This is a genomic window from Holophagales bacterium (assembly GCA_016719485.1).
In the GTDB taxonomy this organism is placed as follows: domain Bacteria; phylum Acidobacteriota; class Thermoanaerobaculia; order UBA5066; family UBA5066; genus UBA5066.
The window spans coordinates 236,591-262,338 of sequence record JADJZB010000030.1 but is presented as its reverse complement, the minus strand read 5'-3'; the positions used below and the strand labels follow the sequence as shown (position 1 = coordinate 262,338).

Genomic DNA, 25,748 nt, shown 5'->3' with positions numbered 1-25,748 from the left:
GGGGTCAGGTCTTGATTATCTATTATAGCGAATAGCTATAATAGAAAATCAAGACCTGACCCCGGCCAGGAGCTCGGCCTTCCAGCGCGAGAGGCGCGTGGTGGCGACGAGGTCGGCGGGGGCCGAGGGACGCCCGCGCGGCGAGCTCGGCGCGGGCGATGTCGACGAGCGTGGCCCGCGAGGCGAGGACGCCGGGATCGAGGCCGAGTCGCGCGGCGACGGCGTCCCGGCGGCCCTTCAGGGCGTAGACGGCCTTCTCGAGCTCCGGTTCCGGACGGACGACCTCGCCGCGCCGCGCGGGAGGCCAGGCCGTCGGCGGAAGAGCGCTGGCCGTCTCGAGCGCCTCCCGAAGCCGGCCCGCGAAGCCCGCGGGCACCGGGCGGGGGAAGAGCGTCGCGACGTCCTGCTCTCCCGCTGCGGCCTTGCGCGCGAGGGAGAGCAGCGTCTCGTTGTGGAGAACACGGAACGGAGGAAGGTCGAGAGCGCGGGCGCGTTCCTCGCGGGCACTCCAGAGCTCCCTGAGGAAGGCGCGCTCCTTCGCGGAGAGCGCGTTCGATCCCTTGATGCGCCAGTCGGTCTCGGGGTCCTCCGGGGCGGGCGAGAGGTCCTGCGAGAGGAGTCGTGCGCACTCTTCGGCGTGCCATTCGAGGCGGCCCCGCGCCGAGAGGTCGGCCTCGAGGAGCGCCACGAGCGCGTGGAGGTGGAGGACGTCGGCCGCGGCGTAGGTCAGGAGCGTCGGCGTGAGGGGCCGGCGGCTCCAGTCGGCGCGCTGGCTCGTCTTGTCGAGCGTCACGCCGAGGCGCCCGGAGAGGAGCGCGGCCAGGCCGATCTCCTTCTGCCCGAGGAGCTGCGCGGCGAGCATCGTGTCGAAGATCTCCCGCGGGGAGAAGCCGTACCCGCGCGAGAGGAGCCTCAGGTCGTAGTCGGCCCCGTGCAGCAGGAGGCGTCGGGCGGACAGGAGGCCGAGGAGCGGCCCGAGGTCGAGGCCGGCGAGCGGATCGACGAGCCACGCCCTCCCGGAGCGCGCGAGCTGCAGCAGGCAGACTTTCTCGAAGTAGTGGTGGAAGGAGTCGGCTTCGGTGTCGAGCGCGACGTCGTCGTCGGGGTGCGCGGAGAGATCCTCGACGAGCCGCGCGAGGGAGTCGGCGTCTGCGACGAGGACGGGCGTTTGTTCAGCGTAAGTCTTGTCGTTGCTGGAGGACACAGGTCGACGCAAGGGTAGCACCGAGCGGACCTTTCTCCTTGACGCGCAAAGAAACGGAGGCAGATACTCCGCGTGGGAAAAAGTGGATAAGAGTGGTTGATCGTGGGCGTAAACGATGCCGCGGTCGCCGCCCCCTCCCCTGATTCCCGGAACGAGCGATGGAACGTCTCCGCGGCAGTGCCGAGTCGACAGTCGACGAGAAGGGCCGGTTCAAGGTCCCTGCGAAGTTCCGCGAGACGATCGAGTCTGCGGGCGGCGGAGAGTTCTTCGTCACGTCGGTCACCGGCATCGAGATTCTCGTCTATCCGCTGCCGGTCTGGGCGGCCATCGAAGAGAAGCTCGCGGCCCTTCCGTTCGTCCACCGGGGACGGACGAAGTTCCTCGAGCGTTACAACACGTTCGGCCAGACGGTCCAGATGGACGGACAGGGGCGCCTCCTGATCCCCGCCCTGCTGCGCGAGACGTCGGGTATCGGCAGCGAGGTCCTCGTCCTCGCGCAGCCCGACTCGCTCAAGGTCGTCGACAAGGCGCGGCACTTCGCCGCCCTCGCAGCCGCGCCGATCACCGATGAGGACTACGACGATCTGGCCCGCAATCTCTGACGTCGAGGCGCCGTGGAGCTGCCCGTGCACGTCCCCGTCCTCCTCCGAGAGGTCCTCGAGGCGCTCCGGCCGGAACGCGGGGGCGTCTACGTCGACGCGACCCTCGGGCTCGGCGGCCACGCGGAGGCGATCCTCGCCGCGGGCGACGGGGTCCGTCTCGTCGGGATCGATCGGGATCCGGACGCCCTCGCTTTCTCGCGCGAACGCCTCGGGCGGTTCGGCGACCGTTTCGTCGCGGTGGAGGGGCGCCACGAGGAGCTCGCTCTCCACCTCGACCGGCTGGGCCTCCACGAAGTGGACGGCGTCCTGGCCGACCTCGGCGTCTCCTCGATGCAGCTCGACAGGGCCGAGCGGGGGTTCTCTTTCATGAAGGACGGACCTCTCGACATGCGAATGGGCGCATCGGGCCCGACGGCAGCCGACCTCGTGGCCGAGCTTCCCGCCGAGGAGCTCGCGAAGATCTTCTTCGAGTACGGGGAGGAGCCCCGGTCCCGGGCCGTCGCCCGGGCCATCGTGCAGGCCCGCGAGACGGCGCCGATCCGCACGACGGGCGAGCTTCGGACCCTCGTCGCGAAGGCGATCGGCGGCCGGCGGGAAGAGGGCCGCGACCCGGCCACGCGCGTCTTCCAGGCGCTGCGCATCGCCACGAACCGCGAGCTCGTCGAGCTGGGTCGGTTCCTCGACGACGCGATCGCGCGCCTTTCCCTCGGCGCGCGCCTCGCCGTCCTCTCCTACCACTCGCTCGAGGACCGAATCGTCAAGGACAGCTTCCGCGACCGCTCCGCCGGCTGCAGCTGCCCGCCGTCCTTCCCGGTCTGCGTCTGCTCGCGTCGCCGGGTCCTCGCCCTCGTCACGAGGAAGCCGGTCCGGCCGTCGCCCGAAGAGGTGTTCGACAACAGGCGCGCGAGGTCAGCGCGGATGCGCGTGGCGGAGCGGGTCGTACCGGGGCCACCGAGGTCCGGCTGAGGGGCCGTGTACACCGTCCGCCGCCCCGTCGATAACGTCTACCTCGTCCGCGAGCCCGACCGACGGCGGACCCGGGAGCTCCTCGCCCTCCTCCTCTCCCCGCTGCCGCCGATGGCGGTCCTGTTCGCCGCCATCTGGACGAACCTCGAGACCTTCCGGCTCGGCTACCAGATCGAGCGCCTGCAGAAGCAGAAGGAGACCCTCGAGGAGCGCCAGCGCCAGCTCGAGATGGAGAAGGCGCGGGTCTCGGCCCTCTCCCGGGTGGAGGACGTGGCTCGGGAGCGCCTCGGCCTCGTGACGCCCGGCCAGGACCAGGTCGTGTTCGTGAAGGACGGCGCGTTCGGGGTCGCGGCGCGCCGGCCCGTGTCCGGGAGCGTCGCGGTTCCCGAGACGCAGGGCCCGCCCGCCCCGGTGCGGACGGAGGAAGGCTTCTGAACGCCTCGCCCGGGCGGTCGGCCGCCCGCCGCGCCTACGTCCTCGTCGGATGCGCCGGCCTCTGGATCCTCGTCCTCCTCGCCCGGCTCGGCGAGCTGCAGGTCGTGAGGCACGACGAGTTCGTGAAGAGGGCGAAGAGGCAGCAGGTACGGACGGTGGAGCTGGCGCCGAGGCGCGGGGCGATCGTCGACCGCGAAGGACGGCCCCTCGCCGTCACGACGGCAGTGGAGTCGGTCTTCGCCATTCCGTCCGACATCGACGACCCCGGCGCGGTCGCCCGGGTCCTCGCGCCGATCGTCGGGCAGTCCGTCGGCGAGCTGCGGCACAAGCTCTCCGACCGCGAGCGGGACTTCGTCTGGGTCGCGCGGCGCGTGAGCGCTCAGACCGCCCTCGGCGTCAGGCGGCGGTCCCTGCCGGGCGTGAGGCTCCTGAAGGAGTCGGCGCGCCGCTACCCCGAGGGGTCGCTCGCGGCCTCCGTCGTCGGTTACGTCGGGACCGACAGCCAGGGGCTCGGCGGGCTGGAGCACCGTTGGGACGGCGAGGTGAGAGGCCGGCCGGCGCGCGTCACGGTCCTGCGCGACGGGGGTCAGCGGTCGTACGCGGTCCAGCGCGGCACGCCGGGAGGCGCGGGCCGAAGGTCGACGGACGAGGTCGAGGGCGCCTCTCTCCGGCTGACGCTCCACGCGGGCCTGCAGCACGTCGCCGAGCGCGAGCTGGCGAAGGCGCGGCAGGAGACGAACGCCCGGGCGGCCTCCGCCGTCGTCCTCGATCCGCAGACGGGGGAGATCCTCGCGATGGCCTCGGTCCCCACGTTCGACCCGAACGCCTGGTCGGACGCGAGCGCCGAGGCGCGCCGGTGCCGCCCGATCGCCGACGCCTACGAGCCGGGCTCCACGTTCAAGGTGATCACCGCCGCGGCCGCGATCGAAGCCGGGACGATCGGTCCCGACGACATCATCGACTGCGGCGGCGGCTCGCTGACGATCGGGCGCAAGACGATCCGCGAGCACGGACGGGCCGCCTGGGGAGCCCTTCCCCTCGTCGACGTCCTGGCCCACTCCTCCAACGTCGGCGCGGCTCACATCGGCCTCGGCCTCGGCAAGGCGGGGTTCCACCGCGCGGTGCGCGCCTTCGGATTCGGGAGCAGGACGGGCGTCGATCTCGAAGGGGAGAACGGCGGCCTGCTGCGCGACCCGGCGTCCTGGAGCGCGCTCTCGCTTCCGACGATCTCCTTCGGCCAGGAGATCGGCGTCAACGCCCTGCAGCTCGCGCGGGCCTTCGCCGCCCTCGCGAACGGCGGCGTCCTCCCGACGCCCTACCTCGTCGCCGAGATCACACGGCCCGGCGCGGCGCCCGAGCTCCGAAGGCCTCCCGCCGGGACGCGGGTGGTCTCCGAGAAGACGGCCGCGGCGATGCGCCGCCTCCTCGTGAAGGTCGTCGAGGAAGGGACCGGGCGCAAGGCGGCCGTGCCCGGCTTCACCGTTGCGGGGAAGACGGGGACGGCCCAGAAGGCCATCCCGGGGGCCGGCTACTCGCACGACCGCTACGTCGCGTCGTTCTACGGCTTCCTTCCGGCCGACCGCCCCCGCGTCGTCATCGGCGTGCTCGTCGACGAGCCCCGGGGGCGGACGTACGGGGGAGACGTCGCGGCGCCGGTCTTCGCGGTGATCGCGGCCGAGGCGATGCGCGTCCTTGGAGAGCCGGGCCTTCCGGCGGAAGACCGCGTGACGCCGTCGATCCTGACGGCCGACCTCACGCGGGGGGCTGCGCCGTCCACCGGGGCGCTTCCTCCCGGGCTCGTCCCTGCGGCGCTGCGGCCGCCGGTCGCGCCCGAGGACCTCGACCGCCTCGCCGCGGGAGAGCGGTACGTCCCTGACCTCGCCGGCCGGGCCGCGCGCGAGGCCGTGCAGGAGCTTTCGCAGCGAGGTTTCACCGTCAAGCTCGCGGGACACGGATTCGTCGTCGCCCAGGAGCCGCCGGCCGGGACACCGCTTCCGCGGGGCAGCGCAGTCCGCCTCACCCTCTCGTTCGAACCGCCGGTGACCGACGTCTCCCTCGGCCCGCTCCCGCTCGCCCTCCCGGCGGAGGCGCCCGAGCCGTGAAGCTGTCCTCGCTCGCCGAGGGGCTTGCCTGCCGGCAGGTGGGGCCGCCGGGCAATCCGGAAGTGCGCGGCATCACGCACGATTCGCGCCGCGCCGGGGCCGGGATCCTCTTCGCGGCCCTTCCGGGCAAGCAGCTCGACGGGCGGACCTTCGTGGCGGAGGCCGTTCTGTCCGGTGCCCCGGCGGCGCTCGGCCCCGCTCCCGCCCCGCACGAAATCGAGGTGCCGTACCTCGAGGTCGAGAACCCCCGGCTCGCCGCGGGACTCCTCGCCGCGCGCCTCGCGGGGGAGCCGAGCAAGAGGCTCGTGATGGCGGGGGTGACGGGGACGAGCGGCAAGACGACCACGACGCTCCTCGTCGACGAGGTCCTCGGAGCCGCGCACCCGAAGCGCGGCCTCTTCGGGACCCTCGTCTACCGCTGGGGAGAGGGGACGGCCGGAACGCTCGACGCGTCGCGGACGACGCCCGAGGCGACGGAGCTCCAGCCGATGCTCGCGGCCCTCGCGGAGGGCGGCGGGACGGCGGCGACGCTCGAGTGCTCCTCGCACGCGCTCTGGCTCGAGAGGCTCGCCGGCTGCGCCTTCGACGTGGCGGTCTTCCTGAACCTGACGCGCGACCACCTCGACGATCACGGGACGATGGAGGCCTACTTCGAGGAGAAGGCGAAGCTGTTCGGGCTCCTCAAGCCCGGCGGGTGGGCGGTCGTGAACGCCGACGACGCCTGGGGCCGCAAGCTCCTCGACCGGCTCCCGAAAGAGCGGACGCTCGCGTTCTCGCTCTCGCCCGCCACCGGCGCGGACGTCACCGGCGAGGTGCGGCCCTCCGCCGAGGGAATCTCGCTCAGGGTCGTCCGTCGCGCCACGGGAGACGTCGTCGAGATCGCCTCGCCCCTCCTCGGCGCCCCGAACGCGGAGAACCTGCTCGCGGCCGCCTCGGCGGCGCTCGCTCTCGGGCTCCCCGCCGCCCAGATCGGCGCGCGGCTCGGCGCCGTCTCGGTGGTCCCCGGCCGGCTGGAACGGGTTCCGAACGGCGTCGGTCTTCTCGTCCTCGTGGACTACGCCCACAAGCCGGCCGCGCTCGAAGGCGTCCTGAGAACGACCCGCGCGCTCGCCACCGCGCGCGGCGGGGCGCTCCACGTCGTCTTCGGCTGCGGCGGCGACCGCGATCGCGGCAAGCGCCCCGAGATGGGGCGGATCGCCGCGGAGCTGGCCGACCGCGTCGTCGTCACGTCCGACAACCCCCGATCGGAAGAGCCGTCGGCGATCGCCGACGAGGTCGCCGCGGGGGCCCGGGCGGCCGGCCGCGAACCGGTCGTCGTCCTCGACCGGCGCGAGGCGATCGTCCGGGCGCTCGAGACGGCCAGGCCGGGCGACGTCGTCGTCCTGGCCGGGAAAGGACACGAGACGTACCAGGTCACGGCCGGGCGGAAGGAGCCCTTCGACGACCGGCTCGTCGCCCGCGAAGCGCTCGCCGGGCTGGAACGTGCGCGGGGAGAGGCGAAGGAATGAGCCTCTCTCTCGGACCGGACCTCCCCGAGGTCTCCCGCGCGGCCGTCTTCGGTCTCGCGAAGTCGGGCCTCGCCACGGTCCGGGCGCTCCTGTCGCGCGGCGTATCGGTCGTCGCGACCGACGCGGCGCCGGCGGAAAAGCTGGGCGCGCTTCCCGCGGACGAACGCCTCGAGCTCGTCCTCGGAGGGCACCCGCCGTCGCTCCTTTCGGGCGTCGACCTCTGCGTCGTCTCGCCCGGGGTTCCGACGTCGCTTCCGGCCCTCGACGTGGCGAGGGCCTCGGGCATCCCCGTGATCGCGGAAGTCGAGCTCGCCTCGCGCCTCGTCCCGGGGCTCGTCGTCGGTATCACCGGGACGAACGGGAAGTCGACGACGACGGCCCTGGCGGCGGCTCTCCTGCGCGACGCCGGCCGCGAAGCGGTCGCCTGCGGGAACTTCGGGACGCCGTGGATCCACTTCGCGGCGGACGGCGCCGCGCCCGCGGGCGAGCTGCCCCCTCCGAGCCGGGTCTGGGTCGTCGAGCTGTCGTCCTTCCAGCTCGAGGGGCTCCGGCGGTTCGCGCCCGACGTCGCGGTCCACCTGAACCTGACGCCCGACCACCTCGACCGTTACCGCTCCGTCGACGACTACGGCGCCGCCAAGGCCCGGATCTTCGAGAACCAGGGCGAGGCGCAGGTCGCCGTCCTCAACGCCGACGACCCGCTCGTGCAGCGGATCCGGACGCGGGCCCGAAGGCTCGCCTTCAGCCGGACGCGCGACCTCCCGCTCGGCGCGTGGCTGAAGGACGGCGTCTTCCTCGCCGACGCCACGGGAAAGGGCCCGCGCGTCTACGCCCGGCGCGAGGACCTGCAGCTCCCCGGCTCGCACAACGCCGAGAACGCCCTCGCCGCGCTCGCCGCGACGATTCCCCTCGGGGTCACGCCCGAGACGGCCGTCCGGACGTTCCGCACGTTCCGGGGCCTTCCGCACCGGACGGTCCTCGTGAGGGCGCGTGGCGGCGTCTCCTTCTACAACGACTCGAAGGGGACGAACATCGACGCGACGCTGAAAAGCCTCGAGGGGTTCCCCGACGGGAGCGTCTTCCTGATCCTCGGCGGGAAAGACAAGGGGGACGACTTCCGCCGTCTCCTCCCGCTCGTCGCCAGGAAAGCGCGCAAGGTCCTCGCCGTCGGTGCCGCAGGGCCCGCGGTGATGCGCGCCCTCGAGGACGGGGCGCCGTGCGAGGAGAGCGGGACGATCGCGCGCGCGGTCGAGACGGCCGCCGCCGAGGGCCGGGCGGGAGACGTCGTCCTCCTCTCTCCCGCCTGCGCCTCCTACGACCAGTTCCGCAACTACGAGCACCGCGGCGAGGCCTTCGAGGCCCTCGTCCGCGCCCTTCCCGAGGCGGGAGGCTGACGTGGCGCGCAAGCTCGCCATCGACCGTCTCCTCTTCGCCCCGGTCGTCGCCCTCGTCGCGATGGGCCTCCTGATGATCTACAGCGCCTCGGCGATGCAGATCTACTCCCCGTCGGCCGGAGGCCCGTCGCAGCCGCTCTACTTCGTCTTCAAGCAGGGCATCGCCGTCCTCCTCGGCGGGCTGCTCACGATCGGCCTGATGAAGCTCGACTACCGCAGGCTGAACGACCCCCGTCTCGTCGCGATGGGGCTCTCCCTCCTCGCGGCGGCTCTCGTGGCCGCGCTCCTGAGCGCGCCGATCAACGGCACGCGGCGCTGGATCAGCCTCGGCGTGATGACCGTCCAGCCCTCCGAGTTCGCCAAGATCGGTCTCGTCGTCGCCCTCGCGGCGCTGCTCTCGCGCCGGGAAGGCGAGCTCGACGACGTGAAGCGGACGCTCCTGCCGGTGGCGGGCCTGCTGGCCGTCCTCGGCGGGCTCGTCCTCCTCCAGCCCGATTTCGGGACGGCGCTCTCCTACTTCGCCATCGCCGCCGCGATGCTCTTCTACGCGGGCCTGCGGCTCGGGTGGTTCGCGGCCGGGGCCCTCCTCGCGCTTCCCGCCCTCGTCGCCTACGCCTGGTCGGCGCCCTACCGCCGGGCCCGGATCCTCTCCTTCCTCCACCCCGAATCGGACCCGCAGGGGAGCGGCTACCAGGCGCTGCAGTCGCTGATCGCCGTGGGCACCGGGGGCGTCACGGGCCTCGGCCTCGGTGACGGCAAGCAGAAGCTCTTCTTCCTCCCCTACCCCTACACCGACTTCATCTACGCGATCGTGGGCGAGGAGCTCGGCCTCATCGGCTGCGTCATCGTCCTGGGGCTCTTCGGGCTCCTCTTCGCCCGCGGCATGCGCGCCGCGGTGAACGCTCCCGACGCGTTCGGCCGGCTCCTCGGCGTCGGCCTCGCGGTGATGATCGTCGTGCAGGCCCTCGTCAACATCTCCGTCGTCCTCGCCCTCCTGCCCACCAAGGGAATCCCGCTGCCGTTCCTCTCCTACGGCGGCTCCGCCCTCTGGGCGGACCTCATCGCGGTCGGGATCCTCCTCAACGTCTCGCAGCACGCGCCGTGAACTTCCTCCGCGTCCGCCGTGTCCACTTCGTCGGGATCGGGGGGGTCGGGATGTCCGGCCTCGCCGAGATCCTCTCGAGCGTCGGCCTGACCGTCACCGGGTCGGACCTGCGCGAGGGGGAGGAGACCCTCAGGCTCAGGGCTCTCGGCATCCCGGTCTTCGCGGCGGGGCACCGCGCCGAGCACGTGGCCGGGGCCGACGTCGTCGTCTACTCCTCCGCCGTCGCCGAGGACAACCCCGAGCTCGTCGCGGCACGGATCGCCGGAGTCCCCGTCATCAAGCGGGCCGAGATGCTCGCCGAGGTGATGAGGGTGAAGACCGGCATCGCCATCGCCGGCTCGCACGGAAAGACGACGACGACCTCGATGACGGGTTCGATCCTCCAGGCGGCCGGCCTCGACCCGACGATCGTCGTCGGCGGGCGGGTCCGCGCGATGGGAACGAACGCCTGCCTCGGCAAGGGTGAGTACCTCGTGGCCGAGGCCGACGAGTTCGACCGCTCGTTCCTCAGGCTCCGGCCGATCGTGGCGGTCGTCAACAACATCGACCTCGAGCACCTCGACACCTACCGCGACCTGGCCGACCTGAAGGCCTCCTTCACCGAGTTCGCCTCGACCGTTCCCTTCTTCGGCGCGGCGCTCCTCGGCCTCGACGACCCGAACGTCCAGGAGATACGGCCGCTGCTGGCGAGCCGCGTGCGCGTCGGGACGTTCGGCCTGACGCCCCAGGCCGACGTGACGGCCCGCGACCTGGCCCTCGAGAGGACTGGCTCGCGCTTCACGGCCGTCGCGGAGGGCGAGGTGATCGGTCCCGTCGAGGTCTCTCTCCCGGGCCTGCACAACGTGAAGAACGCGCTGGCGGCGATCGCCATCGCGCGCGAGCTCGACGTGCCGTTCGAGGCGTGCGTCAAGGCGCTCTCGACCTTCGCGGGCGTGGCCCGCCGCTTCGAGCGGAAGGGCGAGCGGGACGGCGTCCTCGTCGTCGACGACTACGCCCACCACCCGACGGAGGTCTCGGCGACGCTCGGCGCCGCGCGGCAGGCGTACCCGGAGCGGCGCCTCGTCGTCCTCTTCCAGCCGCACCTCTTCACGCGGACGCGCGACCAGGCGGCCGGCTTCGGCGCGGCCCTCCTGGCGGCCGACGCCGTCTACGTCCTCCCCGTCTACCCGTCGCGCGAGGCGCCGATCCCCGGTGTCACGGCCCGCCTCGTCTCGGACGCGGCGCGCACGCGCGGCCACCGCAGCGTCGTCGATCTGGACGTCCGCTCCGAGGTCGTCGCCCGCCTCCGGGACGACCTGAAGGAGGGCGACCTCCTCGTGACGATGGGCGCGGGCGACGTCAACCGCCTCGGCGAAGAGTTCCTCGGGACGGGGGGGCCGGCGTGAACGGCGCGTTCTACCGTCCCGGAACGATCCGGCCCCCGCGCCCCTCGCGCCGCCGCGAGACGGCGCGCCGGGCCGTCCTCGGCCTCCTCCTCGTCGTCGTGCTCGGCGGGAGCGCGGCGGCGGCCTGGGCGGCCGTCCACCGGCACCCGCGCTTCCTCGTGAGGCGCGTCGTCCTGACCGGCGTGCCCGAGCCGCACCGCAACGAGGTCGAGGCTGTTTCGGACCCCTGGATCGGCCGCCCGCTCCTCTCCGTCGACCTGGACGCGGCGATCGCCAGCCTCTCGTCGCGCCCGTGGGTCGCCCGCGTCTCCGCCCGGCGCGTCGTCCCGGACACGATCTCGGTGCAGATCGAGCCGCGGGCGCCCGTGGCGCTCGCCCGGCGGGGGGACGAGCTCTGGACCGTCGACCAGGACGGGCTCTGGCTCACGGCGTACACCGGAGGGGCTGGCTCGCCCCGCTTCGTCGTCCTCGACCCCTCGGGCGCTCCGTCGCCCGAGGAGGCCGTGATCCGCGGGGCCCGCCTCCTCGACCGCCTGCGGACCGAGGACCCCGACCTCCTGTCGCGCATCTCCGAGGTGGAAGTCCTCGCCGAGGGCTTCGCGGTCGTCGACGCGCCCGCCCGCCTGAAGCTGCGCCTCGGCGACGACGCCCTCGCGCCCGGCCGCGCCTTCGCCCGCTGGCGCGCGTTCCTCGCCCTCGCACCCGAGCTGTCGCGTCTCGGCCTCCTCCCGCGGGAGGTCGACCTGCGATTCGAGAACCGCATCGTCCTGAAGGCTCCGGGGACCGAAGCCCCCCGCAGCGAGACCTGAGGAAGGACCCGTGCCGAAGACCACCCCGTACCTCGTCAGCCTCGACATCGGCTCCTCGAAGGTCTGCGCCCTCATCGCGGAGACCGGAAGCGAGGGGCGCATCGACGTCGTCGGCAAGGGAGTCGCCACCCACAAGGGGACCCGCAAGGGGGCGATCATCGACGTCCCCGCCACCGTGGAGGCGATCAAGCGCGCCACCGAGGAGGCCGAGATCATGGCGGGGGTCCAGATCGAACGGGCCGTCGTCGGCGTCTCGGGCCCCGTCGTCAGGTCTTTCAACAGCCGGCAGGTCGTCGCCGTCGCGGCGAGGAGCCGCGAGATCTCGCGCGAGGACATCGGCCGCGCGCTCGACGCCGCCCGCTCCTGCCCGATTCCCTCCGACTACGAGATCCTCACCGTCCTGCAGCGGCAGTTCGTCGTCGACGGGCAGGACGGCGTCGCCGACCCGCTCGGGATGGTCGGCAGCCGCCTCGAGGCCGACGTCCACGTCGTCACCGTCCCGGTCGCCACGACCCAGAACCTCCTGAAGTGCGTGAATGGTGCCGGCGTCTCGGTGACCGAGATGATCCTCGAGCCGCTCGCGGCGAGCGAGGCGATCCTGACGCCCGACGAGAAGGACCACGGGGTCGTCCTCGCCGACATCGGCGGCGGGACGACGGAGATCGCCGTCTGGCGGCAGGGCGCGCTCGCCCACACCGCCGTCATCCCGATCGGCGGCGACCTCTTCACGAGCGACCTCGCCGTCCTCCTGAAGACCCCCGTTCCCGACGCCGAGAGGCTGAAGAAGAAGTTCGGAGCGGCGATCACCGGGCTCGTGAGCAGCGAGGAGACGATCGACGTACCGCGCACGGGCGGGCAGGGAGTCCACCCGGTGAGCCGCGCCTACATGGCGGAGATCCTCGAGGCGCGCGCCCGGGAGCTCTTCGAGGTCCTCTGGCGCGAGGCGACGGCGGACGTCCCGGCGCGCGAGCTGCGCGCCGGCCTCGTCCTCACCGGCGGGGGCGCCTCGCTCGACGGGATGGCCGACGAGGCCGAGCAGGTCCTCGGCATCCCGGTGCGGATCGGGTCGCCCCGGGGCCTCTCGGGGCTCACCGACATCGTCAACGGGCCGGAGTGGGCCTGCGCGGCGGGGCTGCTCCTCATCGGTCGCGGCGGCGCGGCCTCTCCCAAGAACCAGCCGAAGGCGTCGGGCGGCCTTCTCACGAAACTGAAGAACTCGCTGGGGCGGATGTTCACCCCGGCGTCGGCCATCTGAAGGGACCTGGAGGAAGAGATGATTCTGTTCGAGGACGAGTCGAGCGCGATTCCGGCGATCACCATCGGAGAAGACGTCGTTTCCCCGGCGCGGATCAAGGTCGTCGGCGTCGGCGGCGGCGGCGGAAACGCGGTGAACCGGATGATCCAGTCGGGCATACGCGGCGTGGAGTTCATCGCCGCGAATACCGACCTGCAGGTCCTGAAGGTCAACCGGGCCGCGCAGAAGATCCAGCTCGGCCTCGCGACCTCCAAGGGGATGGGGGCCGGCTCGAACCCCGAGATCGGCCGCACCGCCGCGCTCGAGGACGCCGAGCGGATCGCCGAGGCGCTCTCCGGGTCCGACATGGTCTTCGTCACCGCCGGCATGGGAGGCGGGACGGGGACCGGCGCGGCGCCCGTCGTCGCCAAGATCGCCTCCGAGGCGGGGGCGCTCGTCGTGGCGATCGTCTCCAAGCCGTTCGCGTTCGAGGGGCGGCGCAAGCTCCGCTTCGCCGAGGACGGGATCGCCGAGCTGCGCGAGTACGTCGACACGCTCATCACGATCCCGAACGAGCGGCTCTACGCCTTCGTCGACCGGAACATCACGGCGTGGGAGGCGTTCAAGATCGCCGACGACGTCCTCCGGCAGGCGGTGCAGGGGATCAGCGACCTGATCACCGTCCCCGGCTACGTGAACGTCGACTTCGCCGACGTGAAGACCGTCATGGAGAACATGGGGATGGCGCTGATGGGGACCGGCACGGCGACGGGCGAGCACCGCGCCGTCGAGGCGGCCCAGAAGGCGATCTCGAACCCGCTCCTGGAGGAGCAGTCGATCCAGGGCGCGCGGGCGATCCTGATCAACGTCTCGGGCGGCGAGGACCTGACGCTGGCCGAGTTCAACGAGGCGTGCCAGATCGTCCAGGCGGCCGCCGACGACGACGCGAACATCATCTTCGGCCTCGTCCAGGACGCCGCGATGAAGGACCAGGTGAAGGTCAGCGTCATCGCCACGGGCTTCGACGCCCCCGTCGCCGCGCGCCGCGTCGCCGCGCAGCCGAGCGAGCGGGTGCGGCTGCCGCTCACCGAGGAGATCCTCCCGGAGGACTCGGGCTACGGCGTCAACCTCGTCAACGCCCGGAGCGCGAAGGACGACATGTTCGACATCCCGACGTTCCTCCGGCGGCAGATGGACTGAGCCCGTCTCGTCCCGCCCTGTCCGTCCGGATCGAGCGCCGCCGGGGCTAAGATCCGCGGTTGGTTCCGGTGCGACAGCGGACGCTGGCGAAGGGGGACGGGTGGTCTTCTCGGGCCGTGGGTCTCTGCTGGCGAAGAGAGCCCTCTTCGCCGTGGCGCTTCTCTCCTCGGCCTATGTTCGGGAGGGGACGGGGCTCTCGGTCGACCAGGCCGTCATCTGGTTCCCGTCCGGAGTGGCCGTGGCCGGGCTGTGGCTGCTCGGGGCCGGGGAATGGTGGGTGGTGGCGGCCTGCGTGGCGGGGCAGCGCCTTCTGGCCGGGAACGGCATCGGGTACACGATGACCGCGTCGGCGGGGAGCGCGGCAGAGGCGCTCCTCGGCGCGTATCTCCTCGGGAGGCTCGGGTTCGATGCCCGCCTGTCGCGGCCGAAGGACATCCTCGCCCTCGTGGCGGCGGCGGGCGCGGCCCCCGTGGCGAGCATCGCCGCCTCCTGGTGCGGACGGGTTCTTCTCTCGGCTGATCCGGGCGTGTCCCTCTACTATTTCGGCTGGTGGCGGATGAACGCCCTCGGCATCTTCGCCATCGTCCCGCCGGCAGCGATCTGGTTCGCCTCATCCGCGGAGCGTCCCGGCGGACGCAGGGCGGTCCGCGCGGTGCTGATGGCCGCCGGAACGGCCGCCGGGATTCTCCTGCTGATGCGACTGCTTCCCGTCAGCGTGACGGGCGTCCTGCTCCTCGTCGCCGTCCTTCCGATCTCGCTCTTCGCGGGGGTTCGGTTCGGGCCCATCGGGGCCGCGAGCGCGGGAGCGCTGGCGGCGATCGTCGTCGCGCTGGGGACCGGCTACGGATGGGGGCCCTTCCTTTCGATCGCGCGAAGCGACCGTCACTCCGCCGTCCAGGTCTTCGAGCTGCTGCTCATCACGATGCCCCTGGCCCTCGGAGTCCTGGTGGCCGAGCGAATGGCGGCGGAGAGGACGACGGCGTTCGAGGCCCGGGTCCTGGGGCTCGTCGCCGCCGGGCGTCCGGTGGCGGAGGTCTTCGAGGGAATCGTCGCGGGGATGGAGGAGCTCACCAAGGGGCTCTGCTCGATCCTGACGCTCGAGGACGGCCGGATGAATGCCGTCTTGCCGCCGGCGCTGCACCATGGCCTCACGCTCTGCTGGTCGACGCCGATCCGGGATTCCGGCGGTGACGTGCTCGGCGTCTTCGCCATCTACACGCGCGAACGGCGGGGGCCGGACGGCGGCGAGCTGGCTCTCGCCGAACGGGCGGCCGCGCTCGCCGGCATCGCCGTGGAGAGGGCGCGTCGCGTCGAGGCCCTTCGCCGGAGCGAGGACCTTCTCGCGTCGATCAACCGCAACGTGAGTGAAGGGCTCTACCGCAGGGCCTCCGGAGGGGGACTGGTCTACGTCAACCCCGCCTTCGCCCGGATGTTCGGGTACGACGCGCCGGAGGCCGTTCTCGCGGACCCCGACGGGATGCGATACGTCGACCCCGAGCGGCGCGACGACGTGAGAAGAGCGCTCGCCGAGCACGGTCGCGTCCAGAACGAGGAGGTCCAGTTCCGGCGCCGGGATGGCTCGGACTTCTGGGGGCTCGTCTCGATCACGGGAGTCCACGGCGACGGGGAGGCCGTCGTCCACGAGGACGGCGTGATCGCCGACGTCACGGCGCGGAAGGCGCTCGAGGAGCAGCTCCGGCAGTCGCAGAAGCTGGAGGCCGTGGGAAAGCTCGCCGGGGGGGTCGCGCACGACTTCAACAATCTCCTGACGGTGGTCCTCGGCCACGCCGAGGAGATCGGCGCCGCGTCCCCGCCCGGCGAATCCGCGGCCGGCCACGCCCGCGAGATCGAGAGCGCCGCCCGGCGAGGGGCCGGGCTCACGCGGCAGCTCCTCGCGTACAGCCGTCAGCAGGTGCTCCGTCCCCAGGTCCTCGACCTGACCGAGGTCGTGGACGAGCTCGGAGGGATGCTGCGGCGGCTCATCGGAGAGGATGTCCTGCTCGTCACGCAGCACACCTCGGGCCCCCTGTGGGTCCGGGTCGACAGGAGCCAGCTCGAGCAGGTGATCGTCAACCTCGCCGTCAACGCGCGAGAGGCGATGCCTTCGGGCGGAAAGCTCTGCGTGGAGACGTCGGCCATCGAGGTCGGGGCGGCGGAGGCGGGCGCGCACGCCGACCTGCAGCCCGGGTCCTACGCGGCCGTATCGGTACGCGACACCGGGGTCGGCATGTCGGCCCAGACGCGGGGGCGGGCGTTCGACCCGTTCTTCACGACGAAGGGGCCGGGGCAGGGCTCGGGCCTCGGGCTCTCGACGGTCCTCGGCATCGTGAAGCAGAGCGGCGGCACCGTGTTCCTCGAGAGCACCCAGGGACGCGGAACCGTCGCGTGGGTCCATCTCCCGCGGGTCGGGGAGCCCGTCGCCGCGGTGAAAGAGGTGGCCGGAGAGATGTCGACCGCGCCGGTCGGGGGGACCATCCTCCTGGCCGAAGACGAGCCCGCGCTCCGCATGCTGGTGCAGGAAGTGCTGGGGCGGGCGGGCTACCGCGTGCTCGCGGCCGAGGACGGAGAGGAAGCCCTCGCCGTGAGCAGGGGCCATGGAGGGACCGTCGATCTCCTCGTCACCGACATCGTGATGCCCAACCTCGGCGGGCGCGAGCTCGCGGCGCGCCTCCTGGCGGAGCGACCCGGAGTGCGCGTCCTCTTCATGTCGGGCTACCCGAACGACGCGCGGGGCTTCGGAGAGTTCGCCGGCGCGACCGGGGACCTCCTCCGGAAGCCGTTCTCCCTGCGGGAGCTCGTCGAGCGTGTCCGGGAGGCTTTGCCGCAGCAGACTGCGGAGACGCGCGCCGATTCCTCGGCTGGCTGAGGAGGTGCCGTACCCGCCCGGCGAGGGCGAGGAGGGCGCCCCGTCAGGCGGCGTCGTCGGGCGGCGAGGCGGGAGCGGCGCCCGGGCGCGGCTTCTTGCGCCGGTTCCGCCAGCCCTTCAGCTTCAGCCAGGCGCGCTCCACGCGCGGGTGGCGCTGCCGCCAGCGGCGGACCTTCCGCTGGAACCAGCGGCTCTCGATGTAGAGGATCACCGCCCCGGCGACGCCGAACGGCCAGCCCTGGACGAACGGGATGAGGCCGCCCAGGAGACCCGCCACGAGGAGGGTCCAGCCGAGCGTGAGGAGGGCGAGCCTCACGAGGTGGTGGCGGGTCCGGGCGAGCCCTCGGCCGCTCGGAGGGGGCGGGTCCGTCACCTGCGGACCGGGAAGCGTCCTTCCCGGGCCTCCCGGACGATCCTCTTGGCCTCGTCCGGGAAGTCGGCGTCGAGCATCCAGTCGAGGTACTCGGGGGTTCTTCGCCGCGACGTCGGCGAGCGACTGGCCCCGCTTGCCGCCGAAGTTGAAGACCGCGGCGCCGTCCCGCCACACGAAGCGCTTGTCGGCGTCGACCCAGCGCCCCTCCAGGGGGGCGGTGAACGCCGCGAGGGCCTCGATCCCGCGCGGAAGGTCCTCGTAGCGTTTCAGCTGCCCCGCCAGGACCTCGGCGGCGGCGATCGAGTCGGCGAGGGCCGAGTGGGCCCCGGCGTGCTCGCGTCCGACGAAGGTGCGGACGGCGGCCGAGAGGTCGCGCGGCTCCTTGCGGAAGTAGATGACCTGGGCGTCGACGACACGCCGTCCGTCGAAGGAGAAGGGGATCTTCACCCGGTCGAGCTCGCGGCCGAGGAGCGGGATGTCGAAGCCGCGCAGGTTGTACCCCGCGAGGTCGCACCCCTCGAGGAAGGCGGCGAGACCGGGGGCGACGGCGGCGAAGGAGGGGGCGTCCGCCACGTCGGCGTCGGAGATCCCGTGGACGGCCGTGGCCTCGGACGGGATCTTCACGCCGGGGTTCACGCGCTGCTCGAAGACCGCGACGCTGCCGTCCGGGGAGACCTTCAGGGCCGCCACCTCGACGATCCGGTCGGTGAGGCGGTCGGGGCCCGTCGTCTCGAGGTCGAAGATGACGAGCGGGGCGCCGTCGCAGAGGTTCCTGAGGAGCTCGAGGGTCTCGGGGGGGAGGGATACGGTCACGCGGGGATCATCTCAGACGCCGGCGCCTCGAACGCCCAGGCCGTCCCGGCCGGGGCGCCAGGCGGATCCTCCCAGACGATGCGGACGGCGCGGAGGAAGGGTGTGGGCCCGGTACCCGGGTCTGACGAAGCCGCCTGCGGGTCGTAGAGCGGGTCGCCGAGGAGCGGGTGTCCGACCGCTGCGAGGTGGACGCGCAGCTGGTGCATCCGTCCCGTCTCCGGGGAAAGCTCCAGCAGCGCGTCGTCGCCGCGGGTCTCGAGCAGCCTCCAGCGGGTGACCGCGGGCCGGCCCGCGGGGTGGACGGCGGAGCGTGCGGGGGGCGGGAGCGGCGGAATGAAGGAGAGGCCCTCGCCGCGCAGGAGGCGCGCGGCGCGGTCGGGACCGTACGCCGCCCGGACGGCGCGTGCCATGAGCCACGGCCTCCCCGAGCGGTGCTCGAGGACGGGGTCTTCGATGGTCCCCTCGGGCTGGGCGGGTATGCCCCGGACGAGCGCAACGTAGGTCTTGGAGACGCGCGTCGCCCAGGCGTCGTGGGCGACCCGCAGGGCCTTCTCGCCCCGGGCCAGGAGCAGGAGGCCGGACGTGATCCGGTCGAGGCGGTGGACGAGCTGGAGGTCGTCTCCCAGGGCGCGCCGGGCCTCCTCGAGGAGGCCGCCGAAGCCGTGCGCGTTCTGCCCCGCCTCCTTGTCGAAGGCGAGGTACTCCTCGGCGCCCGGCGGGACGGGGAGCGGCCGGAGCGTCACGCGGCGCGGCTGCGGAAGCGGAACGCCGCGAGGATGACGGCGAGGTTTCCGGCGAGGTTCGCCGACATCCCGAGGACGATCTCGAGGAGGCCGAAGCGGATGCCGTAGGTCAGCCAGATGACCTGGCCGAGGAGGAAGAGCAGGTAGGTGACGACGGAAACGTCGTCGCTCGAACGCCTCTTCCAGATCCTCACCGCCTGGGGGATGTAGGCCGCGCCGCTGGCGACGCCGACGGCGCCGACGAGAGCTTTGAGGACGGAGTCGAAGGTCTCCATGCGGCGGGGAGCCTACCCCGCGGGCGCAGGGGCCTACAATGGACGCGTGAGGCTTCGCCTGATCGCCGCCGCGTTCGTCCTGGCCGGGCTGGCCCTGTCGGCCCCGGGGGCGGAGCTCTACGGAAAGCCGCTGCGGGGGCTGACGCCCGTCTCCATCGCCGACCTGCACCGGCAGTCCGCCACCTACGAAGGAAAGACCGTCCGGGTGCGCGGCGAGGTCCTGAACGAAGCGGGGTCCTTCCGCATCATGGAGGGGGCCGCTTCGCTCCTCGTGACGATGCGGGGAGGGTCGGCGCTCCCTGCCGACGCCACGGGCGCCGCCGCGACGGCCGAGGGGACCTTCCGCTCGAAGGGCCCGGACGGCACCCCGTCTCTCGAAGCGACGGGTCTCGAGCTGACGCGCTGAGCCCGGGGGCCGCGACCCGGCCTGTCTTCGAATTCCCCGAAAGTCCGTAAACTCCACGTCAGCATGCGCCTCGGCGTCGACTTCGGGACGACCCACACGGTGGTGACGATGGTCGACCGCGGGAACTACCCCGTGGTCGCCTTCGAGGGGGGAGACCCCTACCCGTCGCTCGCCGCCCTCCTCCCGTCGGGCGAGCTGCGGTACGGCTTCGACGCGGCCACGGTGAGGCACGAGCCGGGCGTCCGTCTCGTGCGGTCGTTCAAGAGGCTCCTCGCCGACGCCGGCCCCCGGGCGGCGATCGAGGCCGGCGGGCGCACCATCCTTCTGCTCGACCTCCTCACCGGCTTCCTTTCCAAGGTGAGAGAGGACCTCCTCACCCGCTCGAACGCCGGTGTCGAGGACGGGGAGCCGCTCGAGGCGGCGATCTCGGTCCCGGCCAATTCCTCGAGCGCCCAGCGCTTCCTCACGCTGGAAGCGTTCCGGTCGGCGGGCTTCACTCCCGTGGCGCTCCTGAACGAGCCGTCGGCCGCCGGCTTCGAGTACGCACACCGCTTCCGGTCCACGATCACGTCCCGGCGCGAGCACGTCCTGGTCTACGACCTCGGCGGCGGCACGTTCGACGCGTCGCTCCTCCGGATGACGGGGAAGACGAACGAGGTCGTCACGAGCGAAGGGGTCCGGCGCCTCGGCGGGGACGACTTCGACGAGGCGATCCTGGCGGCCGTCCTGGCGCAGACGGGAGCGCCCGAGCCCGACTCCGACGCGCGCGAGCTCCTCCTGGAAGAGTGCGCGCGGCAGAAAGAGGCGGTGGGGCCGAACACCCGGAGGCTCGTCCTCGACCTCTCGCCGCTCGACCTCCCGCCGATCGCCCTTCCGATCGAAGACGTGTGGGAGGCCTGCGCGCTCCTCGTCGAGCGGACGATCGCGGCGACCGAGCCGGTCCTTCGGGCGGGCGAGGTCGAAGAGGGGGAGCTGGCGGGCGTCTACGTCGTCGGCGGGGCGGGGGCCTTCCCGCTCGTCGGCCGGCGGCTGCGCGAGAGGTTCGGGGAGAAGAGGGTGAAGCGCTCGCCCCACCCCTTCGCCGCCACCGCGGTCGGCCTCGCCCTTTTCCTCGACGGCGACGCGGGCTTCGCCCTCGCCGACCGGCTCACGCGGCACTTCGGCGTCTTCCGCGAGGCGGAGGCGGGGGAGGAGGTCGTCTTCGACCCGATCTTCCCCAAGGACGTCCCGCTCCCGGCGGCGGGCCAGGCGCCGCTGACGGCCGTACGGCGCTACCGCGCCGCGCACGACCTGGGGCACTTCCGGTTCGTCGAGTGCAGCCGCCTCGTGGAGGGGCGTCCCGACGGCGACGTCACGCCGTGGCAGGACGTGAGGTTCCCCTTCCAGGCGTCGCTGCGGGGGATGCCGCTCGACGGGGCCACCGTCCGGAGGCTCTCCGCGCCGGGACCGGAAGTGGAGGAGGTCTATGCCTGCACCGACGCCGGGGCGGTGGAGGTGACGATCCGCGTCCCTTCCGACGGCTTTTCGACGACGTTCCGTCTCGGCCGGTCCGGCCTCTGACGTGGCCAGGCGCCTGGAGAACGGCGAGCGGACGGAGCCCCGGGCCACAGCCCGCTCCAGGACGGCCGCTCGCCGACGCCCGTCGTCGATTCGCCGAATCGGGGAAGCGGCAGTCACCCCGGGTGCGTAACTTCAGGCAGAGGCTCCCACCCGGGGAGCGCGGAGGCAGGCCATGAAGAACAACCCGAAATTCCCGGCGGCGGCGGGCGCGGTCCGGCTCGTGTTCGGCATCCTCGTCATCCTCGTGGGCCTCCTCTTCACGCTCGACAACTTCGGTCTCGTCTCGGCGCGGTTCCTCCTGCGCCTCTGGCCGGTCGGTCTCGTGGCGATCGGGCTGACGAAGGCGCTCCAGCGGCGCGGCTTCTGGAACGGCTTCTGGGGCTGGGTCGTCGCCCTCGCCGGGACGCTCCTGCTCCTCGACAACCTCGACGTCCTCCGCTTCCCGGTCTGGAAGCTCATGCCGCTCGTCCTCGTGGCGCTCGGCATTCGCCTCGTGCAGAAGGCAGGGGGGCGGACCTTCCCCGACCGGACGATCGAGAGCCGGACGGCGGCGACGCTCGACGAGACGGCGATCTTCGGCGGGTGGGACCGCTCGATCACGACGACCGAGTTCCTCGGCGGCGAGATCAACGCGCTCTTCGGGGGCTTCGAGCTCGACCTGACGAACTGCCGGATCCCCGACGACCAGGCGTCGATCACCGTCTTCATCGCGTTCGGCGGCGGCGACATCCGCGTCCCGCGCGACTGGGCCGTCGACGTGAAGGCCTTCGCGATCTTCGGCGGCACCGACGACAAGAGCGCCCACCCTCCCCTCGACGGAGACGTCCCGCCGAAGAGGCTCGTCATCGACGGCTTCGTCGTCTTCGGCGGCCTCGACATCAAGAACTGACGTGCATCCCATCCTGGCTCGCCGGGAGAGGCTGCTGGCCTACCTCCTCGCCTGGGTTCCCCTGGCGGCGATACAGGCCTACCTGCTCGCGCTCCCGGGGAGCCTTTCGATCGGCGAGGCGGCGGCGCTCGCCGCGCCGCTGTCGCTCGTCTACGCCTTCCTCTGCCTCTCCTCCTTCTATGCCTGCCGCAGCGCGCCGCTGACCCGGGCCCGGACCGGCTCGGTCCTCGGGGTCCACGTCGTCGGGGCGCTCATCGCCGCATCGCTGCTGACGCTCGCCGGCTCGACTCTGGCGAGCATGCTCGGGACCCTTCCCGAGTTCGCAACGCTCCCCGAGCGGTTCGGCCTGGCCGTTCCCCCGCTCTTCGTCCTCGGGGTCCTCCTCTACCTCCTCTCCGTCACTTTCCACTACATCCTCCTCTCCCTCGAGTCTTCGCAGGCGGCCGAGAGGCGGGCGATGGAGGCCCGCGTCCTGGCGCGCGAAGCCGAGCTCGAGGCCCTGAAGGCGCAGCTGAACCCGCACTTCCTCTTCAACGCGCTCAACTCGGTGAGCGCCCTGACGACGACCGCCCCGGCACGCGCCCGCGAGATGTGCATCCTCCTGTCGGACTTCCTCCGGCGGAGCCTCTCGTCGGGCGAGAGGTCGCTCATTCCTCTGCGCGAGGAGCTGGCGCTGGCGCAGCAGTTCCTCGCCATCGAGAGGGTCCGCTACGGTCGCCGTCTCGAGGTCGAGGAGCTGGTCGACGAGACGCTCCTGGCCACGGCCATCCCGCCGCTCCTCCTGCAGCCCCTCGTCGAGAACGCCGTCCGCCACGGCATCGCGACCCTCATCGAAGGGGGGACGGTGACGCTCCGCGTGGAACGGGCGGGAGACGGGGTGCGCGTCGCCATCGAGAACCCCTACGACCCCGAGACGCCGGCCACCCCCGGGAGCGGCCTCGGTCTCTCCATCGTGAGGCGCCGGCTCGCCGCGGCGTGGGGACGCGCCGCCGAGATCGAGGAGCGGGGGGAAGGAAAGCGCTTCTCGGTCGTCCTCGTCGTTCCGGGGGCGCCGCCGGAGGAGGGGTGAAACCGCTCCGCGTCGTCGTCGTCGACGACGAGGAGCTTGCCCGGGCCGTCGTCCGCGAGCACCTCGCCGCGCACCCCGGTATCGAGATCGTGGCGGAGTGCGCGAACGGGATCGAGGCGATCGAGGCGGTCGCCGCCCTCGCCCCCGACCTCCTCTTTCTCGACGTCCAGATGCCGCGCCTCACCGGGTTCGAGACGCTCGAGCTGCTCGACCCGCGCCCCGCCGTCGTCTTCGTCACCGCCTACGACCGGCACGCCGTGAAGGCGTTCGAGGTGAGCGCCGTCGACTATCTCCTGAAGCCGTTCTCGAAGGAGCGCTTCGACGCCGCGCTCGCGAAGGCGCGGGCCCTCCTCGGCTCCGGGGCGAAAGGACCCGATCCGGCCACCCTCGCCGCCGCCGCGCGGCCGGAGGGTGTGCCCCTCGAGCGGATCGCGGTGCGCGAGGGGACGCGCGTGACGCTCCTCGCCGTCGAGACGGTCGCGTGGGTGAAGGCCGAGGACGACTACGTCCTGATCCGCTCGGGAGGAAAGAACCACCTGAAGCACCAGACGCTCTCCGACCTCGCCACACGGCTTCCCGCCGCGCGCTTCGTCCGCGTCCACCGCTCGTGGGTCGTCAACGTCGGAAAGCTCGCCTCCCTCGAGGAAGGGAAGACGGCGGTGATGGCGGACGGCGAACGGGTCCCGGTCAGCCGGGCGGGTGCGGCCCGGCTGAGGGAGCGGATGCCGAGGGGCTGAGGACCTTCACGACGACGACCGTCCGGTCGTCCTCCGGGTCGTCGCCCCCGGTGTGCGCCCTCCAGGCGTCGAGGACCGACTCGAGGACGTCGCGCGGGCCCTTTCCCCCGCAGCGGGCGAGAGCGCTCTCCAGGCGCTCGAAGCCGAACGCCTCGCTCCCGTCGGGCGCCATCGCCTCGACGACGCCGTCGGAGAGCAGGACCCAGGTCTCGCCGTCGACGAGCGGGACGGTCACCGTCACCCGCTCGACCGGCCGGCCCGCGCCGAGGGGCTTCGACGGGTTCTCGACGGAGGAGACGGTGCCGTCCGGAGCGACGCGGTAGGGATAGATGTGCCCCGCGTTCGTGAACTCGGCGGCCCGGCCCGCGAGGTCGAAACGCACGTGGGCGAGCGTGACGAACGCGCGGCGCTCCGTCGTCCGGCGGACCTCGTCGTCGAGGTGGGCGAGGAGGGTGGGCGTGTCGGTGCCACCGCGCGAGAGGGCCGCGAGGCTCGCGAGGGCGGACGCCATGACGATCCCGGCCGGCAGGCCGTGGCCCGCCACGTCGGCGATGACGACCGTCAGGCGCGTCTCGCCCTCGCCGAGGAAATGGTAGAAGTCGCCACCGATCGCGGCGGCAGGGCGGAAGTCGGCGGCGAGCTCGACGCCGGGAAAGGCGAAGTCGGGCGAGGGGAGGAGGCGCCGCTGGAGGTCGCGAGCGATCGCCAGCTCGCGCCCGAGCGCCTCGGCCTCGGCCCGGGCCGCCATGCTCGCCTCGAGGTGCCCGGCCATCTCGTTGAAGCTGTCGATCAGCCCCGCGAGCTGGTCGCGGCCGCGGAGCTTCTCCCGGACGCCGAAGTTCCCCTTTTCGATCTGGGCGAAGCCGTTCGAGAGGCGCCGGGCGGCGCGGGCGATCCGGATGACGAGGAGCGCGGCCACGAGGAGGGCGAGGAAGTAGACGACCCCGGTCGAGATGCCGAGGGCCTTGAGGACCGCGAGCGCGATGGCGCCTGCCCCGGCCCCGGAGCTCGAGAGCTCCGCGCCCCCGAAGAGGCTCCGGAACTCCGCCGTCATCGACGTCCTCACGAGGAGGGCAGCCCCTTCGTCCCTGATCGGCGCCCCGGTCGTCGCGTCGAGGACCGGGAGGTCGAGCGGCAGGAACCAGTGGACCAGGCCCTCGTCCCCCGGGCCGGGCGCCTTCACGGCGCGCGCCTTGCGCTCTTCCCTGTTGAGCGACGAGACCCGCGTCGTCTTCCCGGAAGCGCTGATCGTCACGCCTCCCCTCGTTCCCTCCGCCTGCGAGGTCGCGGCATCGGCCGTCGCCTCGGTCCTGCCGAGCCCGAACCGGACGTTCAACCCCGCTTCCGCCGAGAGCTCGTCCTCGAGGACGGCGTCGGCGCCGCGGTAGAGGAAGAGGGTGCCAGCCTTCGTTCGCCGCGCCGCGACGAGGAACGACTTCCCCCCGTCCTGGACGAAGGCGCGAAGCCCCTCCTCGGGGACGGCGATCTTTCCGAGATGCGTGCCGAGCGGGCCGTCGCCTTCCGCGGCGCCGGTCGTGGGGAGGAGGGCCCAGCCGTCGAACGAGCCGCTCCCGGTGGCGGCCTCGGGACGGCGCGCCCGCTCGCGCCCCGCGAACTCGGACGCCTTGGCCTCCAGGGAGTCGAGGCGCGCGAGGAGGCGGGTCTCGGCCCGCCGGGCCCCGGACTGTCCCGAGAGGATGAAGAGCGCGGCCGACACGAGCCCCGCGACGAGCAGGAGAGGCAGGACGCCGATGAGGAGATAGGAGACGAAGAGCCGGCTGCCGACCCTCCAGAGGAGACCGCGCATGAGGTGGCGGAGGGCGCTGACGGCGAAGACCGGCGCGGCGACGACGATGGTCAGGACCCCGACGACCTTCACGAGCTCGGCGAATCCGTCTTCGCCGCCGAGGTTGGCGAGGAGGATCCCGGCGAGGAGCGCGAGGCCCGAGACCTTGAACGTTCGTGTGACGGTCAACGAACAACTCCCGCGGCCGAGGGCCGCCCGACACGAGATCCCTCAAGATTACCTCGCCTCGCCCGTCGCGTGCCGCGGCCTAAGATGCCGGGGGACGC

22 protein-coding genes are annotated in these 25,748 nt (G+C 72.5%); 17 read left to right on the top strand and 5 right to left on the bottom strand.

What is annotated here, in order from left to right; genetic code table 11:
- Positions 1–22: 22 nt before the first annotated feature.
- Positions 23–1,204, bottom strand: a complete 1,182-nt coding sequence (locus IPN03_22770) for a ribonuclease D (GenBank protein ID MBK9376463.1) — start codon at positions 1,202–1,204, stop codon at positions 23–25.
- A 158-nt stretch (positions 1,205–1,362) separates the two neighbouring features.
- On the opposite strand from IPN03_22770, the gene IPN03_22765 reads away from it, so the two are divergent.
- The 12 genes from IPN03_22765 to IPN03_22710 all read left to right on the top strand — a co-directional run bounded on the left by IPN03_22765 (position 1,363) and on the right by IPN03_22710 (position 16,810).
- Positions 1,363–1,806 carry a division/cell wall cluster transcriptional repressor MraZ gene (locus IPN03_22765; protein ID MBK9376462.1) on the top strand — a complete coding sequence of 148 codons (444 nt, stop codon included), beginning with the start codon at positions 1,363–1,365 and terminating at the stop codon, positions 1,804–1,806.
- A 12-nt stretch (positions 1,807–1,818) separates the two neighbouring features.
- Positions 1,819–2,772 carry a 16S rRNA (cytosine(1402)-N(4))-methyltransferase RsmH gene (rsmH, locus tag IPN03_22760; GenBank protein ID MBK9376461.1) on the top strand — a complete coding sequence of 318 codons (954 nt, stop codon included), beginning with the start codon at positions 1,819–1,821 and terminating at the stop codon, positions 2,770–2,772.
- A gap of 6 nt (positions 2,773–2,778) precedes the next feature.
- A complete protein-coding gene (locus IPN03_22755; protein ID MBK9376460.1) occupies positions 2,779–3,207 on the top strand; it encodes a cell division protein FtsL in 429 nt (142 codons plus the stop codon).
- Positions 3,208–3,311: 104 nt separating this feature from the next.
- Positions 3,312–5,309, top strand: coding sequence for a transpeptidase family protein (locus tag IPN03_22750; GenBank protein MBK9376459.1), 1,998 nt, complete (start codon positions 3,312–3,314; stop codon positions 5,307–5,309).
- Entirely contained in the window at positions 5,306–6,817 is a 1,512-nt protein-coding gene (locus IPN03_22745; GenBank protein MBK9376458.1) for a UDP-N-acetylmuramoyl-L-alanyl-D-glutamate--2,6-diaminopimelate ligase, read from the top strand. The genes IPN03_22750 and IPN03_22745 overlap by 4 nt, the downstream gene beginning before the upstream one ends.
- Entirely contained in the window at positions 6,814–8,211 is a 1,398-nt protein-coding gene (gene murD / locus IPN03_22740) for a UDP-N-acetylmuramoyl-L-alanine--D-glutamate ligase (protein MBK9376457.1), read from the top strand. Before IPN03_22745 ends, murD begins: the two co-directional genes overlap by 4 nt.
- A 1-nt stretch (position 8,212) precedes the next feature.
- On the top strand, positions 8,213–9,316 hold the full coding sequence (gene ftsW, locus IPN03_22735; GenBank protein ID MBK9376456.1) for a putative lipid II flippase FtsW: 1,104 nt from the start codon (positions 8,213–8,215) through the stop codon (positions 9,314–9,316).
- Positions 9,317–9,366: 50 nt separating this feature from the next.
- The gene (locus tag IPN03_22730; GenBank protein MBK9376455.1) at positions 9,367–10,701 is read left to right on the top strand and encodes a UDP-N-acetylmuramate--L-alanine ligase; all 1,335 of its coding nucleotides are present in this window, start codon (positions 9,367–9,369) and stop codon (positions 10,699–10,701) included.
- Positions 10,698–11,510: an FtsQ-type POTRA domain-containing protein gene (locus tag IPN03_22725; protein ID MBK9376454.1), complete on the top strand. Its 813-nt coding sequence runs from the start codon at positions 10,698–10,700 to the stop codon at positions 11,508–11,510. Before IPN03_22730 ends, IPN03_22725 begins: the two co-directional genes overlap by 4 nt.
- 10 nt (positions 11,511–11,520) lie before the next feature.
- On the top strand, positions 11,521–12,765 hold the full coding sequence (gene ftsA, locus IPN03_22720; protein MBK9376453.1) for a cell division protein FtsA: 1,245 nt from the start codon (positions 11,521–11,523) through the stop codon (positions 12,763–12,765).
- 18 nt (positions 12,766–12,783) lie between these two features.
- Positions 12,784–13,944 carry a cell division protein FtsZ gene (ftsZ, locus tag IPN03_22715; GenBank protein MBK9376452.1) on the top strand — a complete coding sequence of 387 codons (1,161 nt, stop codon included), beginning with the start codon at positions 12,784–12,786 and terminating at the stop codon, positions 13,942–13,944.
- 151 nt (positions 13,945–14,095) lie between these two features.
- Positions 14,096–16,810 carry an MASE1 domain-containing protein gene (locus IPN03_22710; GenBank protein MBK9376451.1) on the top strand — a complete coding sequence of 905 codons (2,715 nt, stop codon included), beginning with the start codon at positions 14,096–14,098 and terminating at the stop codon, positions 16,808–16,810.
- Between the two features lie 43 nt (positions 16,811–16,853).
- Here the strand turns inward: IPN03_22710 and IPN03_22705 are convergent, their stop codons facing one another.
- Genes IPN03_22705 through IPN03_22695 form a run of 3 tightly spaced genes read right to left on the bottom strand, consistent with a single transcriptional unit; the run spans position 16,854 to position 19,014 of the window.
- Entirely contained in the window at positions 16,854–17,996 is a 1,143-nt protein-coding gene (locus IPN03_22705; protein MBK9376450.1) for a 3'-5' exonuclease, read from the bottom strand.
- On the bottom strand, positions 17,993–18,739 hold the full coding sequence (locus tag IPN03_22700; GenBank protein MBK9376449.1) for an RNA pseudouridine synthase: 747 nt from the start codon (positions 18,737–18,739) through the stop codon (positions 17,993–17,995). Before IPN03_22700 ends, IPN03_22705 begins: the two co-directional genes overlap by 4 nt.
- The gene (locus IPN03_22695) at positions 18,736–19,014 is read right to left on the bottom strand and encodes a hypothetical protein (GenBank protein MBK9376448.1); all 279 of its coding nucleotides are present in this window, start codon (positions 19,012–19,014) and stop codon (positions 18,736–18,738) included. Before IPN03_22695 ends, IPN03_22700 begins: the two co-directional genes overlap by 4 nt.
- A 46-nt stretch (positions 19,015–19,060) precedes the next feature.
- On the opposite strand from IPN03_22695, the gene IPN03_22690 reads away from it, so the two are divergent.
- From IPN03_22690 to IPN03_22670, 5 genes are all read left to right on the top strand, one after another.
- Entirely contained in the window at positions 19,061–19,420 is a 360-nt protein-coding gene (locus IPN03_22690; protein MBK9376447.1) for a hypothetical protein, read from the top strand.
- 63 nt (positions 19,421–19,483) lie between these two features.
- A complete protein-coding gene (locus tag IPN03_22685) occupies positions 19,484–20,980 on the top strand; it encodes an Hsp70 family protein (protein ID MBK9376446.1) in 1,497 nt (498 codons plus the stop codon).
- 172 nt (positions 20,981–21,152) lie between these two features.
- A complete protein-coding gene (locus IPN03_22680) occupies positions 21,153–21,869 on the top strand; it encodes a hypothetical protein (GenBank protein MBK9376445.1) in 717 nt (238 codons plus the stop codon).
- 1 nt (position 21,870) lies between these two features.
- Positions 21,871–22,938 carry a histidine kinase gene (locus IPN03_22675; GenBank protein MBK9376444.1) on the top strand — a complete coding sequence of 356 codons (1,068 nt, stop codon included), beginning with the start codon at positions 21,871–21,873 and terminating at the stop codon, positions 22,936–22,938.
- The gene (locus IPN03_22670; GenBank protein ID MBK9376443.1) at positions 22,935–23,675 is read left to right on the top strand and encodes a response regulator; all 741 of its coding nucleotides are present in this window, start codon (positions 22,935–22,937) and stop codon (positions 23,673–23,675) included. The genes IPN03_22675 and IPN03_22670 overlap by 4 nt, the downstream gene beginning before the upstream one ends.
- On the opposite strand, the gene IPN03_22665 is transcribed toward IPN03_22670, so the two are convergent.
- Positions 23,626–25,650, bottom strand: coding sequence for a SpoIIE family protein phosphatase (locus IPN03_22665; GenBank protein MBK9376442.1), 2,025 nt, complete (start codon positions 25,648–25,650; stop codon positions 23,626–23,628). The two genes, IPN03_22670 and IPN03_22665, sit on opposite strands and share 50 nt — an antisense overlap.
- Positions 25,651–25,748 lie beyond the last annotated feature (98 nt).

Excerpts from the sequence above, each read along its gene's own strand:
- IPN03_22765 (MBK9376462.1), top strand. The coding sequence starts at position 1,363 with ATGGAACGTCTCCGCGGCAGTGCCGAGTCGACAGTCGACGAGAAGGGC.
- murD (MBK9376457.1), top strand. The coding sequence starts at position 6,814 with ATGAGCCTCTCTCTCGGACCGGACCTCCCCGAGGTCTCCCGCGCGGCC.
- IPN03_22730 (MBK9376455.1), top strand. The coding sequence starts at position 9,367 with ATGTCCGGCCTCGCCGAGATCCTCTCGAGCGTCGGCCTGACCGTCACC.
- ftsZ (MBK9376452.1), top strand. The coding sequence starts at position 12,784 with ATGATTCTGTTCGAGGACGAGTCGAGCGCGATTCCGGCGATCACCATC.
- IPN03_22695 (MBK9376448.1), bottom strand. The coding sequence starts at position 19,014 with ATGGAGACCTTCGACTCCGTCCTCAAAGCTCTCGTCGGCGCCGTCGGC.
- IPN03_22685 (MBK9376446.1), top strand. The coding sequence starts at position 19,484 with ATGCGCCTCGGCGTCGACTTCGGGACGACCCACACGGTGGTGACGATG.
- IPN03_22680 (MBK9376445.1), top strand. The coding sequence starts at position 21,153 with ATGAAGAACAACCCGAAATTCCCGGCGGCGGCGGGCGCGGTCCGGCTC.